The sequence below is a fragment of the Streptomyces sp. NPDC001568 genome (assembly GCF_042893755.1).
Classification (GTDB): domain Bacteria; phylum Actinomycetota; class Actinomycetes; order Streptomycetales; family Streptomycetaceae; genus Streptomyces.
Map to the genome: position 1 here is coordinate 443,275 of NZ_JBIAVF010000001.1, position 17,178 is coordinate 460,452.

At 73.5% G+C, this 17,178-nt stretch carries 19 protein-coding genes; 12 read left to right on the forward strand and 7 right to left on the reverse strand.

Going from position 1 to position 17,178, the window contains the following annotated elements; translation table 11 throughout:
- Positions 1 to 56 precede the first annotated feature (56 nt).
- Complete coding sequence (locus tag ACFY0I_RS02125) at positions 57 to 1,859, forward strand: hypothetical protein (RefSeq protein WP_388888863.1); 1,803 nt, start codon at positions 57 to 59, stop codon at positions 1,857 to 1,859.
- Between the two features lie 81 nt (positions 1,860 to 1,940).
- On the opposite strand, the gene ACFY0I_RS02130 is transcribed toward ACFY0I_RS02125, so the two are convergent.
- Both ACFY0I_RS02130 and ACFY0I_RS02135 read right to left on the reverse strand, forming a co-directional pair.
- The gene (locus ACFY0I_RS02130; RefSeq protein WP_388888866.1) at positions 1,941 to 2,732 is read right to left on the reverse strand and encodes a tetratricopeptide repeat protein; all 792 of its coding nucleotides are present in this window, start codon (positions 2,730 to 2,732) and stop codon (positions 1,941 to 1,943) included.
- Positions 2,729 to 3,718, reverse strand: a complete 990-nt coding sequence (locus ACFY0I_RS02135; protein ID WP_388888868.1) for a GNAT family N-acetyltransferase — start codon at positions 3,716 to 3,718, stop codon at positions 2,729 to 2,731. Before ACFY0I_RS02135 ends, ACFY0I_RS02130 begins: the two co-directional genes overlap by 4 nt.
- A gap of 116 nt (positions 3,719 to 3,834) precedes the next feature.
- Here ACFY0I_RS02135 and fdxA point away from each other — a divergent pair, with 116 nt between their 5' ends.
- Together fdxA and dapC are read left to right on the forward strand one after the other, a co-directional pair.
- The gene (gene fdxA / locus ACFY0I_RS02140) at positions 3,835 to 4,164 is read left to right on the forward strand and encodes a ferredoxin (protein WP_281211214.1); all 330 of its coding nucleotides are present in this window, start codon (positions 3,835 to 3,837) and stop codon (positions 4,162 to 4,164) included.
- A 107-nt stretch (positions 4,165 to 4,271) separates the two neighbouring features.
- On the forward strand, positions 4,272 to 5,366 hold the full coding sequence (dapC, locus tag ACFY0I_RS02145; RefSeq protein WP_388888871.1) for a succinyldiaminopimelate transaminase: 1,095 nt from the start codon (positions 4,272 to 4,274) through the stop codon (positions 5,364 to 5,366).
- Positions 5,367 to 5,453: 87 nt separating this feature from the next.
- Here dapC and ACFY0I_RS02150 read toward each other — a convergent pair whose 3' ends face one another.
- Complete coding sequence (locus ACFY0I_RS02150; RefSeq protein WP_388888873.1) at positions 5,454 to 5,774, reverse strand: ATP-binding protein; 321 nt, start codon at positions 5,772 to 5,774, stop codon at positions 5,454 to 5,456.
- A 254-nt stretch (positions 5,775 to 6,028) separates the two neighbouring features.
- Positions 6,029 to 6,976, reverse strand: coding sequence for a hypothetical protein (locus tag ACFY0I_RS02155; RefSeq protein WP_388888876.1), 948 nt, complete (start codon positions 6,974 to 6,976; stop codon positions 6,029 to 6,031).
- Between the two features lie 86 nt (positions 6,977 to 7,062).
- Between ACFY0I_RS02155 and dapE the strand changes: the two genes are divergently transcribed.
- Both dapE and ACFY0I_RS02165 read left to right on the forward strand, forming a co-directional pair.
- A complete protein-coding gene (dapE, locus tag ACFY0I_RS02160) occupies positions 7,063 to 8,142 on the forward strand; it encodes a succinyl-diaminopimelate desuccinylase (RefSeq protein WP_388888878.1) in 1,080 nt (359 codons plus the stop codon).
- Between the two features lie 64 nt (positions 8,143 to 8,206).
- Positions 8,207 to 8,974 (forward strand): TIGR00730 family Rossman fold protein, encoded by a 768-nt coding sequence (locus ACFY0I_RS02165; RefSeq protein ID WP_388888881.1) that lies wholly within the window; start codon positions 8,207 to 8,209, stop codon positions 8,972 to 8,974.
- Positions 8,975 to 9,084: 110 nt separating this feature from the next.
- Here ACFY0I_RS02165 and folP read toward each other — a convergent pair whose 3' ends face one another.
- Complete coding sequence (folP, locus tag ACFY0I_RS02170) at positions 9,085 to 9,945, reverse strand: dihydropteroate synthase (protein ID WP_388888883.1); 861 nt, start codon at positions 9,943 to 9,945, stop codon at positions 9,085 to 9,087.
- A gap of 76 nt (positions 9,946 to 10,021) precedes the next feature.
- Between folP and ACFY0I_RS02175 the strand changes: the two genes are divergently transcribed.
- Both ACFY0I_RS02175 and ACFY0I_RS02180 read left to right on the forward strand, forming a co-directional pair.
- Complete coding sequence (locus ACFY0I_RS02175) at positions 10,022 to 10,369, forward strand: DivIVA domain-containing protein (RefSeq protein ID WP_388888885.1); 348 nt, start codon at positions 10,022 to 10,024, stop codon at positions 10,367 to 10,369.
- Positions 10,366 to 10,947, forward strand: coding sequence for a DNA-3-methyladenine glycosylase I (locus ACFY0I_RS02180; protein ID WP_388888888.1), 582 nt, complete (start codon positions 10,366 to 10,368; stop codon positions 10,945 to 10,947). Before ACFY0I_RS02175 ends, ACFY0I_RS02180 begins: the two co-directional genes overlap by 4 nt.
- Positions 10,948 to 10,982: 35 nt before the next feature.
- On the opposite strand, the gene ACFY0I_RS02185 is transcribed toward ACFY0I_RS02180, so the two are convergent.
- A complete protein-coding gene (locus ACFY0I_RS02185) occupies positions 10,983 to 11,786 on the reverse strand; it encodes an enoyl-CoA hydratase/isomerase family protein (RefSeq protein ID WP_388888890.1) in 804 nt (267 codons plus the stop codon).
- Positions 11,787 to 12,118: 332 nt separating this feature from the next.
- On the opposite strand from ACFY0I_RS02185, the gene ACFY0I_RS02190 reads away from it, so the two are divergent.
- Positions 12,119 to 12,286 carry a DUF3117 domain-containing protein gene (locus ACFY0I_RS02190; RefSeq protein ID WP_003966491.1) on the forward strand — a complete coding sequence of 56 codons (168 nt, stop codon included), beginning with the start codon at positions 12,119 to 12,121 and terminating at the stop codon, positions 12,284 to 12,286.
- A gap of 217 nt (positions 12,287 to 12,503) precedes the next feature.
- On the opposite strand, the gene ACFY0I_RS02195 is transcribed toward ACFY0I_RS02190, so the two are convergent.
- Positions 12,504 to 13,166: a class I SAM-dependent methyltransferase gene (locus ACFY0I_RS02195; protein ID WP_319189129.1), complete on the reverse strand. Its 663-nt coding sequence runs from the start codon at positions 13,164 to 13,166 to the stop codon at positions 12,504 to 12,506.
- 167 nt (positions 13,167 to 13,333) lie between these two features.
- Between ACFY0I_RS02195 and sigE the strand changes: the two genes are divergently transcribed.
- The 4 genes from sigE to ACFY0I_RS02215 all read left to right on the forward strand — a co-directional run bounded on the left by sigE (position 13,334) and on the right by ACFY0I_RS02215 (position 17,058).
- Positions 13,334 to 14,113 (forward strand): RNA polymerase sigma factor SigE, encoded by a 780-nt coding sequence (gene sigE / locus ACFY0I_RS02200; protein WP_281210626.1) that lies wholly within the window; start codon positions 13,334 to 13,336, stop codon positions 14,111 to 14,113.
- Positions 14,110 to 14,778, forward strand: coding sequence for a zf-HC2 domain-containing protein (locus ACFY0I_RS02205; RefSeq protein WP_388888894.1), 669 nt, complete (start codon positions 14,110 to 14,112; stop codon positions 14,776 to 14,778). Before sigE ends, ACFY0I_RS02205 begins: the two co-directional genes overlap by 4 nt.
- A 106-nt stretch (positions 14,779 to 14,884) precedes the next feature.
- Entirely contained in the window at positions 14,885 to 16,486 is a 1,602-nt protein-coding gene (locus tag ACFY0I_RS02210) for a trypsin-like peptidase domain-containing protein (RefSeq protein ID WP_388888897.1), read from the forward strand.
- A 122-nt stretch (positions 16,487 to 16,608) separates the two neighbouring features.
- Positions 16,609 to 17,058: a sec-independent translocase gene (locus ACFY0I_RS02215; RefSeq protein WP_388888899.1), complete on the forward strand. Its 450-nt coding sequence runs from the start codon at positions 16,609 to 16,611 to the stop codon at positions 17,056 to 17,058.
- The last annotated feature ends 120 nt before the right edge of the window (positions 17,059 to 17,178 follow it).

A 17,178-nucleotide genomic window follows, 5' to 3' on the forward strand; every position in this document is an offset into this window, starting at 1 on the left:
GAACCGGCCACTACCCGTCCACGGACGCCGCGGCGACCGCCCCGGAGGAGAACCCTGTGACGTCGAACCCGTCCACGCCCGACAACGACGGGCCGAAGACCGAGACCACCCTGACGACCCGTATCCGGATCAACATTCCGGGTTCGCGGCCGATCCCGCCCGTGGTCGTGCGCAAGCCGGTGCGGGACACCGGTCAGCCCGCCGGGCCCGAGCCGATCCAGGCCGCGCCCGCGCCGGCTCCGGTGCGTTCCGCGCCGCCCGTGCGCTCGGCCCTGCCACCGGCCGCGCCGGCCCCGACCCCGCCGGCGCCCCCGGCCCCCGGGCCCGCCGAGCCGGAGGAGGCGGCGAACAGCAACTGGTTCGCCCCGCGCAAGTCCGGCCCGCCGCCGGCCGCCGCCGGCCAGGGACCCGTGCCGGGCGCGAGCTACGGCTCCGAGCCCGGACGTCCCGCCGGACCGGGTGCCCCGGCCGGACCGGGCGCTCCGGCCGGACCCGGCGCACCGGGCCCCGGCGCCGGCTTCGTGCCCCCCGCGGCCCAGGGCATGCCTCAGCCGCCCGTGACGCACGGCAACGGGGCGGGCTTCGCGCCGCCCCCGAACCTCGGCGGCCCCGGTGTCGGTACGCCGCCGCAGGGCTACCCGGCGTACGACGCCGGGCCCGTCACGGAGGCCTTCCCCGCCTGGACGGAGCCCGCCGGGCCGACGGGCGGGCCCGCGATGGGGACCGTACCCGTACACGCCGACGAGGCCCCGCGCTGGCCGGGCCCCGAGGCCGGAGGCGCGCCGGCCCCGGCGCCCGGGCCCGTCGCACCGGTGCCCCCGCCCGGACCGCAGCCGCCGAAGCAGACCCGGCCGACGCCGCCCGCGCCCCCGGCGGGCAAGCAGACCAAGGGCGCCAAGCCGGCCGGCAAGCCCGCCAAGAAGGGCCGCTCCAAGCTCGTCCTCCTCGGCGGCGGCGTCATCGCGCTGGTCGGCCTGGCCTACGGCGCAGGCCTGCTGCTGAACCACTCCGACGTTCCCAAGGGCACCACCGTCCTCGGCGTCGACATCAGCGGCAGCCGCGACGAGGCCGTCAACAAGCTGGAGAAGGCCTTCGGCACGCGCGCCGCGACCCCGCTCCAGCTCAGCGTCGGCGGCAAGCAGGTCGAGCTGAAGCCGGAGAAGGCCGGGCTCACCCTCGACGCGCAGACCACCGTCCGCAACGCGGCCGGCAGCGACTACAACCCCGTCACCGTCATCGGCACCCTCTTCGGCGTCGAGCGCACGGCCGACGCGGTGATGCCGGTCGACGAGGAGAAGCTGCGCGACGCGCTCCAGGAGCTGGCGGGCGGCGCCGGCGGCGTCACCGAGGCGACCATCAAGTTCGACACCGGCAAGGCCGTCGCGGTCCCCGGCAAGGCGGGCGAGGGCCTCGACGTCGACGGTTCGGTGGACCTGGTCCGCAAGGCCTTCGGCGCGCTCGTCGGCGGCGGCAAGGCCGCCCCCGTCGAACTGCCCGTCACCACCCGGGAACCCACCATCACCCCGGCCGAACTGGACCGGGCGATGAAGGAGTTCGCCGAGCCGGCGATGGCCTCCCCCGCGACGGTCAAGGCGGGCGGCAAGTCCCTCCCGTTCGGCGCCAGGTCCCTGCCCAAGATCCTGAGCATGACGGCCGTGGACGGCCGCCTCGTCGAGAAGTACGACCTGGAGGCCCTCAAGGCCACCTACGGGAACTCCTTCGACGGAGTCATGATCACGCGGGGCACCGGCGCGAAGACCGCCGTGACCCCCGAGGACGTCGCGGGCGCCCTCGGCAAGGCCCTCAAGGGCAAGACGCCCGCCGAGCGGATCGCGGTCATCGACACCAACGTCGGCTGACCGCACGCGCCCGGCCGCCGTGCCGACGCGCGGGCGAGCCCCTTCCCCCGGCCGGGGGAAGGGGCTCGCCCGCACGTGGACTCAGTTCAGCAGCGCGCGGGCCGACACGGCCTCACCGCGGATGCGGGCCGCCGACTCGGTGTCCACGGCGTCCATCACCTCGGCGTACGCCTCCAGTTCGCCCGCGCCCTCGGTGAAGGCGCCCCGCTCCACCAGCAGCCGCGCCCGCTCGTAGCGCAGCGCCGCCGGGTGCGAGGGCAGCAGCAGCGCCAGGTCCAACGACCACAGGGCCACCGCCGAATGCTCCGGCCGGGCCGACGCCCAGGCCCGGATGTTGTTCAGGATCCGCAGCACGATGTCCGAGGTCCGGGCCGGCGTCCGGGGCCCCGAGGCCAGCTCCGCCGGGCCCGCGCCGAGCGAGGCCCCGCCCGCGAAGGGGTCCGCGACGACACCGTCCTCCGGGTCGCCGAAGCCCACGACGAAGTGCCCGGGCAGCCCCAGCCCGTACACGGACGCGCCCGCCCGCCGCGCCACCTCCATCCAGACCACGGACAGCAGGATCGGCAGCCCCCGCCGGCGCCGCAGCACCTCGTGCAGCAGGGAGGAGGAGAGCCGGTCGTAGTCCGCCGGGGTGCCGTGGAAGCCCATCCGGCCACCCAGCAGCTCCGTCAGCGCCGAGGCCCAGGCCTTCCCGCCGCGCAGTCCGTACGGCAGCATCCCCGCCAGCCGGTCCAGCTCGATCTGCGCCCAGTCCATGGCGCGTTCGTCCAGCTCGGGGTCCGCCTCCGCCGCCAGCAACAGGCACAGCTGCGCCAGGTCGGGCCGCTCCGCCCGGGCCTCCGCCGCGAACAGCTCCCGCGTGCGCGCGCTCATCGAGCCGCCCCGGCCCGGAAGTGGTGGTACGCGTGGTGCGTCGCGAAGCCCATGCCGTCGTACAGCGCCCGCGCCCCGGGGTTGTCCGTCTCCACCTGGAGCCACGCCGCGGAGGCGCCCTCCTCCAACGCCCGCCGGGCCAGCGCCGTCATCACCGCCGTGGCCAGACCCCGCCGCCGGTGTTCCGGTGCGACCGTGACGGCCGCGAAGCCGGCCCAGCGCCCGTCCACCACGCACCGGCCGACCGCCCGGCCGTCGGAGAGGGAGGCGAACCACACGGAGGGACCCGCCACGAGCATCCGCCGGGCCAGGTCCGGGTCCCGGACCTTGCCGTAGCGGCCCAGCCACGCCTCGTCGGGCGCGCGGGTCAGGCGTACGTCGGTCACGTCGGCGTCCAGATCGGCGACCGGGGCCAGGCCACCGGTGCGGACCTCCGCCGAGACCTCGTTCACCCAGCCGCGCCGTTCCAGTTCCGCGCAGAGCAGCTCCTGCGTGCCCGCCGAGCCGGTCGAGGCCTGCACGTACGCCGGAAGGCTGCGTTCCGCGTACCAGGAGGTCACCCGGCCGAGTGCTTCGTCCAGGGGTATGCCGGGATCGCCGAGCGGCAGGACGGAGTTGGCCCGCCGGGTGAAGCCCCCCGCGGCCCGCAACGTCCACTGACCGAGCGGCTCGCTCTCCAGGGGCACCCAGGCCCGCGCCGTGATCCGGGCCAGCTCCTCGAAGGAGGTCGCGGGCCCCCTGCGCCGGGCCGGCGCCGGAGGCACCGTCTTGCCCGCGACCAGCGAGGATTCCGGGATGTGGACGGACACGCCGTCCTTGCGTGTGATCGTGAGCACACCCTCGTTCCAGGATGTGAGAACCCCTACGGCGTCGGCGAAGACGGGGGACCGCCCCGACTCCTCCTCCACCCGTCGTACAGAGACTCGTTTACCCACGTCAGCCGGGGTGATACGGATCTCCAGCAGCCCACCGGCAGTGATTTCCACAGCTCTGTCCGCCCCTCCTGTTCGGATCGTGCCCGGGAACGGAGATACTAGGTGCGGGCATCGACGACGCCGCGCTCCCGCGCGAATGGACAGCCCTACCGAGGAGGAACGAGAGCGTGACCTACGTCATCGCGGAGCCTTGTGTCGACGTCAAGGACAAGGCATGCATCGAAGAGTGCCCCGTCGACTGCATCTACGAGGGCCAGCGGTCCTTGTACATCCACCCGGACGAGTGCGTCGACTGCGGCGCGTGTGAGCCGGTCTGCCCGGTCGAGGCCATCTTCTACGAGGACGACACCCCGGAGGAGTGGAAGGACTACTACAAGGCGAACGTCGAGTTCTTCGACGAGCTCGGTTCGCCCGGTGGTGCCTCCAAGCTCGGCCTGATCGAGCGCGATCACCCCTTCGTCGCGGCGCTGCCGGCGGACATCAACCCGCAGCACTGACCGTTCACGGCAGACGCTCCTCGGTCCCGTCCGGCATCCGTGCCGCGCGGGACCGAGCCGTTTCACCACCCGCACCCAGCGCGTACCCAGAGAGAGCAGAGACCCCCGTGGCCGCAGTATCCGACCGCCTTCCCGCCTTTCCCTGGGACAAGCTGGAGCCGTACAAGGCGACGGCCGCGGCCCACCCCGACGGCATCGTCGACCTGTCGGTCGGCACGCCCGTCGACCCGGTCCCGGAGCTGATCCAGCGCGCCCTGACGGGCGCCGCCGACTCCCCGGGCTACCCGACGGTGTGGGGGACGCCCGCGCTGCGCGACGCGATCACGGGCTGGCTGCGCGAGCGGCTCGGCGCGAGCGCCGCCGGACACCGCAACGTCCTGCCGGTGGTCGGCTCCAAGGAACTGGTGGCCTGGCTGCCGACCCAGCTCGGCCTCGGCGCCGGCGACAAGGTCGCCTACCCGCGCCTCGCCTACCCGACGTACGAGGTCGGCGCCCGCCTGTGCGGCGCCGAGGCCGTGGTCTACGACGACCCGACCGACCTCGACCCGACCGGCGTGAAGCTGCTGTGGCTCAACTCCCCGTCCAACCCGACCGGAAGGGTCCTCCCCAAGGAGGACCTGATCCGGATCGTGGCCTGGGCGCGGGAGCACGGCATCCTGCTCTTCAGCGACGAGTGCTACCTGGAGCTCGGCTGGGAGGCGGAGCCCGTCTCGGTCCTCCACGACGAGGTCTGCGGCGGCTCCTACGAGGGCATCGTCGCCGTCCACTCCCTCTCCAAGCGGTCCAACCTGGCGGGCTACCGGGCCGCCTTCATCGCCGGAGACGCCGACGTGCTCGGCGAACTGCTGGAGATCCGCAAGCACGGCGGCATGATGACCGCCGCGCCCGTGCAGGCCGCCGTCATCGCGGCCCTGGGCGACGACGCCCACGTCACCGAGCAGCGCGGCCGCTACGCCGCCCGCCGCGAGGCGCTGCGCACGGCCCTGGAGGCCCACGGCTTCCGCGTCGAGCACAGCGAGGCGAGCCTCTACCTCTGGGTGACCCGGGACGAGCCCTGCTGGGACACCGTCGCCCACCTCGCGGAACTCGGCATCCTGGCCGCGCCCGGCGACTTCTACGGCGAGGCGGGCGCCCGGTTCGTCCGCGTGGCCTTCACCGCCACCGACGAGCGGGTCGCCGCCGCGGTCAAGCGCCTGGGCTGAGCGGGACCGCGGGACCCCGGAACGGCCCGAGGGGCCGGGAGCGCGTGCTCCCGGCCCCTCGGGCCGTTCCGGGGTCCCGCGGCGGCGTCAGCCGCCCAGCGGCAGGCCGCCCACGGGCAGGGTGCTGATCGGCAGGGCGCCCACGGGGAGTCCGCCGAGCGTCTTGGTCGCCGTACCGGCCAGCTCGCCGGCCGGGCCGGTGGCGGGGACGGCCCCGGTGACGGCGCCCGTGGCGTCGGTGGCCGCCGCGGTCGCGCCCGCGGAGTCCGGCGCCGTCAGCGCGCCCAGCTGCGGCACGGACTCCAGGCCGGCGGCACTGGCCACGCCGGCCGCACCGACCACCGGAGCGGCACCGGCGGCGAGGAGCAGCGCGGTACGGGCGATCCGACGGGTCAGGGGGAGGGACATGATGCTCCTAAGCGGTAGCGGCTGAGTACGCCGTGTACAACCGCCCCCGGGGTGTGTCGAGTTGCGGATGCCCCGGGTAAAGGATCGGTAATGCGTGCGCTTATCGGCTTCGGAGACAAGCGCATGAGATGCCCGTACGCCCTCCCGCCACGCGCGCCGACCAGCGGGTCCGCGCTCCGGCCCGGCCGCCGTGCGGGCGCCGCGCGCCCTCCCCGCACGGGGGACAGCTCGTACGCCCGTCCGCGCGGCCCCGCTCACCGGGGGCGGGTCGGGAAGATCCGTACGTCCTGCGGGCCCGCCGCGCGCGGATCGCCGGAGCCCGCCGCGCCGGCGACGCTGGGGACCCACTCGCCGCGGTTCTCGCCCGCGGTCCAGGCCATGCCGTCGTGGGAGACGCGCTGGATGCCGAGCTCGGCCGCGTGCGCGACGGCCCAGTTCGCCAGCTCCCAGCCGCGCCGCTGGTCCCGCACCGGCAGCCCGACCTCGCTCGTGTCCCGGGCCACGGAACTGCCGTGCGGGGCGCCCGCCTTCGGCAGCACGCCCGCGCCGAAGTCCCGGCTCAGGGCGTCGCGCACGCGCGCCGGATCGCCCTCGGGCTGCGCCTTCGGGCCGGCGCACGCCAGCATGTCGCGGGCCTTGCCGGTGAAGGCCGTGGTCAGGAGCGCCGCGTCCGGCTCGTGCTTGGCGTAGGCGTCCGGGAAACCGCTGCGCTGCACCTTCTGCGCGGCCACCGTCAGCGGCATCCCCCCGTACCCGGGGACGTCCTCCAGCCGGTCGTAGAAGATCCCGGCCGAGTACACGGGGTCCATGACCTGCTCCGGGGTGCCCCAGCCCTGCGAGGGGCGCTGCTGGAAGAGTCCCAGCGAGTCCCGGTCGCCGTGGTCGAGGTTGCGCAGCGCGGACTCCTGCATGGCGGTGGCCAGCGCGATCGTCACGGCCCGCTCGGGCATCCCCTTCGTCGTCCCGACGGCGGCTATCGTCGCCGCGTACCGGGCCTGCTCGGGGCTCAGCTCGTAGGAGTGCCCGGTCCCTCCGGCCGCCGCGTCACGGGCGTCCCGGACCGTGCAGTACGGGGCGCCGGCCCCGCCGTTGGACTCGTACTGGACGACGCAGTACCCGGCCAGGCCGAGCAACGCGAACAGTGCCGCGGCCCCGCGGAGCGGGCGGCGGCGCCGGGGACGGGAGCGATCGGTCTCGGACACGCGGCTACCGTACTTGAGGCATATGACGCGTCCAGCGGCCGGACGCACCCGGTTCCGGGGCATCCCGGGGCGTTAGGGTCGGTTCCATGTCCGAATCCGAGCTGGACCTCACCCTGGACGCTGCCGAGCTGACCGCCCGGCTCGTCGACATCCCCTCCGTGAGCGGCGACGAGAAGGTACTCGCCGACCTCGTGGAGAACGCGCTGCGCGGCATCCCGCACCTCACCGTCGACCGCCACGGCAACAACGTCGTCGCCCGTACGCACCTCGGCCGCGCCGAACGCGTCGTACTCGCCGGCCACCTCGACACCGTGCCGATCGCCGACAACGTGCCCTCCCGCCTCGACGAGAACGGCGTCCTGTGGGGCTGCGGCACGACGGACATGAAGTCCGGGGTCGCCGTGCAGCTGCGCATCGCCGCGACCGTGCCCGAGCCGAACCGCGACCTCACCTTCGTCTTCTACGACCAGGAAGAGGTCGCCGCCGACCTCAACGGCCTCGGCAAGGTCGCCGAGGCCCACCCGGACTGGCTCACCGGGGACTTCGCCGTCCTGCTGGAGCCGTCCGACGCCGAGGTCGAGGGCGGCTGCCAGGGCACCCTGCGCGTCCTGCTCCGCACGGCCGGCGAGCGCGCGCACTCCGCGCGCAGCTGGATGGGCTCCAACGCCATCCACTCCGCCGCCCCGATCCTGGCGAAGCTGGCGGCGTACGAGCCCCGCAAGCCGGTCATCGACGGCCTGGAGTACCACGAAGGGCTCAACGCGGTCCGCATCGAGGGCGGCGTCGCCAACAACGTCATCCCCGACGCGTGCACGGTCACCGTGAACTTCCGCTACGCCCCCGACCGCAGCGCCGAGGAGGCCCTGGCCCACGTCAAGGAGGTGTTCGCGGACTGCGACATCGCCGAGTTCGTGATCGACGACCACTCCGGCGGCGCCCTGCCCGGCCTGTCCCACCCGGCCGCCGCCGCCTTCATGGAGGCGGTCGGCGGACGCGCCATGCCGAAGTTCGGGTGGACCGACGTGGCCCGCTTCAGCGCCCTCGGCGTGCCGGCGGTCAACTACGGCCCGGGGGACGCGCTGCTGGCCCACAAGGTCGACGAACGCGTGGAGACGAAGGCGATCCTCCACTGCGAAGAACGACTCCGTGCCTGGCTGACCTCGTAAATTCCCCTTCTCGTCACCTTTGTGCGCCTAACCTGATCCAACGATCAGCAGGAGGGAGCACATCATGGGCAACCACCGCAATTCCGAAGGGGACGCTCGTCGTCGGCCCGAGGAACAGCAGCTCGGGCCCGTGCTGCGCAGGCGGAGCCAGGTGCAGGCGGGCAGTACGACGGACCAGCGGCTGTTGGACTCGGCCGGGCCCTCCGAGTGGGTGCACACCGATCCCTGGCGGGTCCTGCGCATCCAGTCGGAGTTCATCGAGGGCTTCGGGACGCTCGCGGAGCTGCCGCCCGCCATCAGCGTGTTCGGCTCGGCCCGCACCCCGGTCGACTCGCCGGAGTACGACTCCGGCGTACGGATCGGCCGGGCCCTCGTCGACGCCGGCTTCGCCGTCATCACCGGCGGCGGCCCCGGCGCGATGGAGGCGGCCAACAAGGGCGCGCGCGACGGCGGCGGCATCTCCGTCGGGCTCGGCATCGAACTGCCCTTCGAGCAGGGGCTCAACGAGCACGTCGACCTCGGGCTGAACTTCCGGTACTTCTTCGTCCGCAAGACGATGTTCGTGAAGTACAGCCAGGGCTTCGTGGTCCTGCCCGGCGGCCTCGGCACCCTCGACGAGATGTTCGAGGCGCTGACCCTGGTCCAGACCCAGAAGATCACCCGCTTCCCGATCGTGCTGTTCGGCACGGAGTACTGGAGCGGCCTGATCGACTGGCTGCGCCACACGGTGATCGCCCAGGGCAAGGCCTCGGAGAAGGACCTCCACCTCTTCCACGTCACGGACGACGTGGACGAGGCGATCGCCCTGGTGACGAAGGAAGTCGGCAAGTAGCACGAGCCGTTCCACCCACCCACCGCTCACCCCCCGGCGGCCGACCGCCGGGGGAGGGCGGGCCGGGACCCGGGACGCGCCCCGGCGGGGATCGGGACCCGGCCGGGCTCTCAGGCCAGGCCGCGGCGGGCGACCGCCGGCGGGCGGTGCCCCTGGATCGTCGCCACCATGTCGAGGATCTGCTTGGTCTCCGCGACCTCGTGGACCCGGTAGACCCGCGCGCCCAGCCACGCCGACACGGCCGTGGTCGCCAGGGTGCCCAGCAGGCGTTCCTTGACCGGCTTGTCGAGGCTCTCGCCGACGAAGTCCTTGTTCGACAGGGACACCAGCACCGGCCAGCCCGTGTCGGTCATCTCCCCGAGCCGGCGCGTGGCCTCCAGCGAGTGGCGGGTGTTCTTCCCGAAGTCGTGCCCCGGGTCGATCATGATCGCGTCCCGTCGGACGCCCAGCGCCGCCGCGCGCTCCGCCAACCCGACCGTGACGGCCAGGATGTCCTCCATCACGTCCTCGTACGAGGTCCGGTGCGGCCGGGTGCGCGGCTCGACGCCGCCCGCGTGCGTGCAGACCAGGCCCGCGTCGAAGCGCGCCGCGACCTCCGCGAGCTTGGGGTCCACCCCGCCCCAGGCGTCGTTCAGCAGGTCCGCGCCGGCCTCGCACACGGCCTCGCCGACCTCGTGCCGCCAGGTGTCGACGCTGATCACCACGTCGGGGTGGCGGCGCCGCACCTCGGCCACGAAACCGACCGTCCGCCGGGCCTCCTCGGCGGCGTCGACGTGCTCCCCGGGGCCCGCCTTGACCCCGCCGATGTCGATGATGGCCGCGCCCTCGGCGACCGCCCGCTCGACCCGGTCCAGCGCGGGCTCGTCGTGGAACGTCGCGCCCTGGTCGTAGAAGGAGTCGGGAGTCCGGTTCACGATGGCCATGATCACCGGCTCGTGGGTGGCGAACTCGCGTCGGCCCAATCGCAGCATCCTGCTCTTTCCTCCTTCGGCGACCCTCGCGCCTCGTCTGTGACCTTAACCTGGTGGCCGGAGCCTCTCAGGGGAGATGATCGTGTTCTGGTTCTTGCTGATCGCGCTGGTCGTGGTCGTGGCCGCGGTCACCCTCGCGGTGGTCGGCGGAGGTTCGGAGGCCGTGCTGCCGGAGGCCGAGCCGGACCGGGTGGCCGACGGCCTCCCGGAGAGCCGGCCGGTCGTCCGGGCGGACATCGACGGGTTGCGACTGCCGGTCGCCCCCCGCGGCTACCGGATGGCGGAGGTGGACGACGTACTGGACCGCCTCGGGGCCGAACTGGCCGAACGGGACGCGCGGATCGCGGAGCTCTCGGCCGCCGCGGCGGCGCCCCGGGACGCGGCCCCCGCCGCCGCGATCGACCTGACCAAGGACGCCCGGTGAGCGGTGGGCTCGTCGCCGGCCCGGACGGCGTCCTGCGCTGCCCGTGGGGGTTGTCCACCGAGGACTACGTCACCTACCACGACACCGAGTGGGGCAGGCCGGTCCACGGCGACGACGCCCTGTACGAGCGGCTGTGCCTGGAGGCGTTCCAGTCGGGCCTGTCCTGGCTGACGATCCTGCGCCGGCGCGAGGGCTTCCGTACCGCCTTCGCCGGCTTCGAGATCGCGGCCGTCGCCCGGTTCGGCGAGGCGGACGCGCAGCGGTTGCTGGCGGACGAGGGGATCATCCGCAACCGGGCCAAGATCGAGGCGACCCTCGCGAACGCGAAGGAGCTCTCCGGGTGGAAGCCGGGGGAGCTGGACGCGCTGATCTGGTCCCACGCCCCGGAGGAACCGGGCCCGGCCCCGCGGACCGTGGCGGACGTCCCGGCGGTCACCCCCGAATCCACCGCCCTGGCCAAAGCCCTGAAGAAGGCCGGGATCCGGTTCGTCGGTCCCACGACGGCCTACGCCCTGATGCAGGCCTGCGGACTGGTCGACGACCACTTGGCGGGCTGCGTCTCCCGCGGGACCGGCTGAGCCCCGCGGGAGGGGTGCGACGGGCAGCCGGCCCGTCAGCGGCCCAGGTACTTCGGCGGCTGCTTGGCGAGGAACGCCCGGACGGCGATGGAGTGGTCCTCGGAGGCCCCGGCGCGGGCCTGGAGCGCCTCCTCGCGCTCCAGGGCCTCGGGGAGCGTGCGGGACGCCCCGTACGCCAGGGACTCCTTCAGCGCGGCGTAGGCCACCGTGGGGCCCTGCGCGAGGGCGCGGGCCACGGACTCGGCCTGCGCGTGCAGGTCCGCCGCGGGCACCAGGCGGTTCGCGATGCCCAGCTCGTACGCCTCGCGGGCCTTCACCGAGCGGGGGAACAGCAGCAGGTCACCGGCGCGGGAGGCGCCGATCAGACGGGGCAGGGTCCAGGACACGCCGGAGTCCGCGGTCAGCGCGACCCCCGCGAAAGACGTGTTGAAGGACGCCTCCTCGGAGACCACTCGGTAGTCCGCCGCCAGGGCGAAACCGAAGCCGGCGCCGGCCGCGACGCCGTTGACGCCGACCACCACGGGCTTGGGCATCTCCGTCAGCGCCCGGACGATCGGGTTGTAGTGCTCGGCGACGGTGTCCATCGTCAGCGACGAGCCGTTCTCGCGGTCCGCCGCGAGGTTCCCGATGTGCTCCTTGAGGTCCTGGCCCACGCAGAACGCCCGGGTGCCCGCCGCGGTGAGCAGGACGGCCCGCACGCCGGTGTCCGCTGCCGCCGCCAGGGCCGCGTCGCGCAGGGCGACCTTGGCCTCCGTGTTCATGGCGTTCATCGCGTCCGGACGGTTGATCGTGATGGTCGCGAGTCCGTCGGTCACTTCGTAGAGCACGCTGTCGGCCATGGCAGGGGGTCCCCCTTCGTCGCGGGCTGGCTACCGGCCGGTACCGGCCGGTGCAAGGGCCAGCATGGCGGACGCCGCGACCCCCGGACATGTGATGTGCGTCAAACAATGCGGAGGCGGATCCCGAGGAGCGGCGGCGAAGTATCGCAGGCGGGTCCCCGAAATGAGTGGTTTTGGCAGAGCGCGTTGCGCAAGCGTTCCCAACCGATGTTGGTCATCGGGTCCTGACATGCGGGATAATGGCCGGGAAGCAATGTGTTCGATGCCGGGTACTAGGCGCCTGAACGGGGCCGTCGGCTGACGATGAGCTGGTTTCAGGAAGGGGAACGAGCATGGCGGCCATGAAGCCGCGGACGGGCGACGGCCCGCTCGAGGTCACCAAGGAGGGGCGGGGCATCGTCATGCGCGTACCGCTCGAGGGCGGCGGTCGGCTCGTCGTCGAGCTGACTCCTGACGAAGCGGACGCCCTGGGTGACGCCCTGAAGAAGGTCGTCGGCTGAAGCGTCGGCACCATCTGAGCCATCTCTGCACCGCCCCGGCCGCTCCTGCGTCCGGGGCGGTGTTGTTTTCCGGGGGCGGACGGACCCCGGCGACGCCGGCGCCGACGGCCTACGGGTCCGGGCGACGCGTGGGGTTCGGCGGCTTACGGGCTGCGGCGACGCGCGGGGGCAGCGGCGTACGGGCCTCGGTGACGCGGGGGCAGCGGCCGTACGGGTCTCAGCGGCGGACCGCGCACAGCAGGCCGTCGCCCACCGGGAGCAACGCGGCCTCCAGCGCCGGGCTCTCGCGGACGCTGCGCAGCAGCTCGCGGACCCGGGTCACCTCTATGTGGACGGCCGTGGAGTCGACCGTGAGACCGTCGGAGAAGACGCCCTCGAAGCACACCAGCCCCCCGGGCCGCAGCAGGCGCAACGATTCGGCGAGGTACTCGAGGGACTCGGCGGGGTCGCCGTCGCAGAAGACGAGGTCGTAGCCGCCGTCGGCGAGCCGGGGCAGTACGTCCAGGGCGCGGCCCGGGATGAAGCGCGCCCGGTTGCCCGCGAAGCCGGCGGCGCGGAACGCCTGGCGGGCGAAGGCCTGCCGGTCGGGTTCGGGATCGACGGTGGTCAGGACGCCGTCCGGGCGCATTCCGTGGAGCAGGTGGATGCCGGAGACACCGGTTCCGGTACCGATCTCGGCGACCGCTTTGGCGTCCGCGGTGGCGGCCAGCAGGCGCAGCGCGGCCCCGGTGCCGGGGGAGACGGACCGCAGCCCTGCTTCCCTGGACCGGTCGCGGGCCCATCGCAGAGCGTCGTCCTCGGCGACAAACGCGTCGGCGAACGCCCAGCTCGTCTGCCGGTTGCCGCTAATGACCCTCTCCTGTCCCCATAGTTGGCGCAACGGTGACTGTATCCGCTGGCGTCGGGAACCCGCAGATGGGACCGGGCGTTGGGAGGGGTAGACGCGGGACGGAGGGGACGGCAGCGGGCAGATCGGCGGCCGGGGACCCGAGGCCCGTGCAAAGTTAGCGTAAAAACGCTTATCCGGAGCTGACGGGAGGGGTGGTTATGGTAGGGGCTCCACTGGACACCACCAGAGCCGATAGGGGAGGTGCGGCTGCGCCTGTGGATCGTGGGGGCGTCCTCAGACGCTTCTTCTGGTCGGCTGGTGAGCCGAAATCCGTGACCGACATTGCTGACCGCTTCCACACCGCCGACACCGCAACCACCGCGACCTTTGCCGCCGATGCGGGCTCCCAGGCGTGGACCCCTCCCACGTGGGAGGAGATCGTCAGCACGCACAGCGCGCGGGTCTACCGTCTCGCCTACCGTCTGACGGGCAACCAGCACGACGCCGAGGACCTGACGCAGGAAGTCTTCGTCCGGGTCTTCCGCTCACTGTCGACGTACACGCCGGGCACCTTCGAGGGTTGGCTGCACCGCATCACCACCAACCTCTTCCTCGACATGGTGCGCCGAAAGCAGCGGATCCGCTTCGACGCCCTCGCCGACGACGCCGCGGAGCGGCTGCCGAGTCGCGAGCCGTCCCCCCAGCAGGTCCTCCACGACACCCACTTCGACGCGGACGTGCAGCAGGCGCTGGACACCCTCGCGCCGGAGTTCCGCGCCGCCGTGGTGCTGTGCGACATCGAGGGCCTGTCCTACGAGGAGATCGCCGCCACCCTCGGGGTGAAGCTCGGCACCGTCCGCAGCCGCATCCACCGCGGCCGATCGCACCTGCGCAAGGCGCTCAAGCACCGGTCCCCCCAGGCGCGCGCCGAACAGCGCGCGCTGGCCGGGGTGGCGGTCGGCGCCCCGGGCGCCGGGGGAGAGGGCGGAGCCGAGTGAGCGGAGCCAGTCCGTCCCCCGCCGAACAACACCTGGGTGATCGGCTCGCCGCCCTCGTGGACGGGGAACTGAACCACGATGCCCGGGAGCGGGTCCTGGCCCACCTGGCGACCTGTGCCAAGTGCAAGGCCGAGGCCGATGCCCAGCGCCGTCTGAAGACCATGTTCGTGGAGAGCGCGCCGCCACCGCTGTCCGCCGGGCTGCTCGCCCGGCTCCAGGGGCTGCCGGGGGGTGCTGTTGACGGCCCGTCGGGCCCACCGGGGCCGTCCGGTCCGTCCGGGCTCTCCCGCGGTTCGGGTCTCGCGCCTCCTCCGGGAGCCGAGCCCTTCGGAGGTTTCGCGTACGTCGCCGCGGGCGCCCCGCGCGACGGCTTCCGCATCCATGAGATGGGTCGGCCCAGACGCCGGCTCGCCTTCGTCGCGGCCGGAGCCGTGTCGCTGGCCGCGATCGCGCTCGGCGGCTCGCTGCCGTTGGACGCGGTCGAGCCGAACGCCCGGGGTGAGGCCCCGGCCTCCAGGCCCGGCCCCTCGGTGCCGCTGACGGCGGTCGTCCGGGACCGGTTGCCCAGCCCCGGGGGCGTGCCCAGCCTGGGCCCGTCCGGCCAGCTGCCGGTGACCGCCACCGCGCCCCCGGCCAGTGCGCTGCCGGTTTCGCTCTCCCGCTGAACCGGCGGTGCCCCGCGGACCCGGGCCCCCGATGGGCCCGGGTACCTGGTTGAATCTGCGGCAGATGCGCCGCCGTGCGGTGCGACACGCCCGCGGGGGAGCATCCATGTCCGACAGCCAGCAGCCCGACCGTCAACAGCCGCGCGACGGGGACCCGAACCCCCGACCCCCCGAAGGCGGCCCGGCGGACGCCGCCGCTGACCGGTCCCCCGTCGAGCGTTCCTCCGACGGTCGGGAGCCGGACGCGCCGGAGCCCGCCGATCGGCCGTCCGCCGACCCGTCCTCCGCCGATCGGCCGTCCGGCGGCCCGGCCGAGGGGGACGCCGACGGTCTCCGGTCCGACGCCGATCCCTCCGGCACCCCGCAGCGCGATGATCGGCGGCAGGAACCGGCTCCGGGGTGGTGGAGCCGGCCCGCCGCCCCGGTGGGCGGGGCGCCGTCCGAGGATCCGGAGTCGGGCGCGGGTGCCCCGGACGCCGCCGACGCCGGGCCCGGCCCCGCGGATCCCTTCGCGTTCCCCGACGCCGCGCCGGGCGGCACCCCCCGCTACGACCCCTGGGCCGACCGCCCGCTCCAGGTCACGGACATGGGCCAGGCCCCCCGCGCGCCCCGGCTGTGGCAGCTCGTCGCCGTCGGCGCGGTGATCGCGCTGCTCGCGGGCGGCGTCGGCGGGTACCTCGGGATCGTCGCCGAGCGGCGCAGCAGCACGCGCCTGGAACTCCCCCAGGCGGCCGCGGAGAACAAGGGTCGGGCGCCGGACAGCGTGGCCGGGATCGCCGCGACGGCCCTGCCCGGAGTGGTCACCCTGCACGTCAACGGCGGCGCGACCGGCGGCACCGGCACGGGCTTCGTCCTCGACGACCAGGGCCACATCCTGACGAACAACCACGTGGTCGCCGGCGCCAAGGGGATAACGGTCACCTTCAGCACCGGCGAGAGCGTGCCCGCCACCCTGGTCGGCCGCGACGGCGGCTACGACCTGGCCGTCGTGAAGGTCACCGGCGTACGGGGCCTGCGCCCGCTGGCCCTCGGCAACTCCGAGAACGTCAAGGTCGGCGACCCGGTGGTGGCCATCGGCGCCCCCTTCGACCTGTCCAACACCGTCACCGCGGGCATCATCAGCGCGACCGGCCGCCCCATCACGGCGGGCGGCGACAAGGGCGACGGCAGCGACATCAGCTACGTGGACGCGCTCCAGACCGACGCCCCCATCAATCCGGGCAACTCCGGCGGCCCGCTCCTGGACTCCCGCGCCCACGTCATCGGCATCAACAGCGCGATCCGCGGCGCGGACCAGGGCGAGGACGACGAGTCCGGGTCCCGCCAGAGCGGGAGCATCGGCCTGGGTTTCGCCATCCCGGTCAACCAGGGCAAGCGGGTCGCCGAGGAGCTGATCCGCACCGGCCGCGCCACCCACCCCGTCATCGGCGTCACCCTGGACATGCAGTTCAAGGGCGACGGTGCCCGCGTCGGGACCAAGGGCGAGGACGGCAAGCCCCCGGTCGTCGCCGACGGACCGGGCGCCCGCGCCGGCATCAAGCCGGGCGACGTGATCACCAAGGTCGACGGGGTCCGCGTGCAGGGCGGCGACGAGCTGATCATCAAGATCCGGGCCCACCGCCCCGGCGACCCGCTGCGCCTGACCGTGCTCCGCGACGGAAAGGAGCGCACTCTGGAGGTGGTTCTCGGATCCGCGAACGGCTCATGACGCCGAACGCACGGTGACAGCGGGGTGAATCCGGGAAAGGGCCCGCACCGGCGTAGGGGACCGAGGTCATCGCCGGGTACCGTTGTCCGGGCCCGACGTGGAGAGAGCCGAGGAGCGGCAAGGTGTTCAACGACATAGGCGCACTCGAACTGGTCACCATCGTGGTTCTCGCCATCCTCGTCTTCGGCCCGGACAAGCTGCCGAAGGTGATCCAGGACGTTTCGAACGTGATCCGCAAGATCCGGTCGTTCTCGGACAGCGCCAAGCAGGACATCCGTTCCGAACTCGGTCCGGAATTCAAGGACTTCGATTTCGAGGACCTGAATCCGAAGACGTTCATCCGCAAGCAGTTCACGGAGAACGAGGACCTCAAGGAGCTCCGGACCAGTTTCGACCTCCGCAAGGAGCTCACCGACGTCACGGACGCGGTGAACGGCAAGGAGCACGACACGGCGGACCCCGTCGCCGGAACCGCCGCCACGCCCGCCACGGCGACCGGCCCGGACCTGCTGAAGAAGCCCGCCGCCCCGGCCCCGGAGCCGCGTACGGCCTTCGACGCCGACGCCACCTGAGCCGCCGCCTGCCCGGCGATCCCGGGTCCGATGGCTATCCTCCATCTGTCCGGACCGAAGACGCCCGAGGGAGGGGGTCCCCCCAGCGAAGCGAGGGGGAGGGCCGTTCCGGACCCGACG

Bases quoted from the DNA above. Each gene is read 5' to 3' on its own strand.
- ACFY0I_RS02185 (WP_388888890.1), bottom strand. From the start codon at position 11,786: ATGGCCGACAGCGTGCTCTACGAAGTGACCGACGGACTCGCGACCATC.
- ACFY0I_RS02175 (WP_388888885.1), top strand. From the start codon at position 10,022: ATGATCGTGTTCTGGTTCTTGCTGATCGCGCTGGTCGTGGTCGTGGCC.
- ACFY0I_RS02130 (WP_388888866.1), bottom strand. From the start codon at position 2,732: ATGAGCGCGCGCACGCGGGAGCTGTTCGCGGCGGAGGCCCGGGCGGAG.
- ACFY0I_RS02210 (WP_388888897.1), top strand. From the start codon at position 14,885: ATGTCCGACAGCCAGCAGCCCGACCGTCAACAGCCGCGCGACGGGGAC.
- dapE (WP_388888878.1), top strand. From the start codon at position 7,063: ATGTCCGAATCCGAGCTGGACCTCACCCTGGACGCTGCCGAGCTGACC.
- ACFY0I_RS02150 (WP_388888873.1), bottom strand. From the start codon at position 5,774: ATGTCCCTCCCCCTGACCCGTCGGATCGCCCGTACCGCGCTGCTCCTC.
- ACFY0I_RS02165 (WP_388888881.1), top strand. From the start codon at position 8,207: ATGGGCAACCACCGCAATTCCGAAGGGGACGCTCGTCGTCGGCCCGAG.
- ACFY0I_RS02190 (WP_003966491.1), top strand. From the start codon at position 12,119: ATGGCGGCCATGAAGCCGCGGACGGGCGACGGCCCGCTCGAGGTCACC.
- sigE (WP_281210626.1), top strand. From the start codon at position 13,334: ATGGTAGGGGCTCCACTGGACACCACCAGAGCCGATAGGGGAGGTGCG.
- folP (WP_388888883.1), bottom strand. From the start codon at position 9,945: ATGCTGCGATTGGGCCGACGCGAGTTCGCCACCCACGAGCCGGTGATC.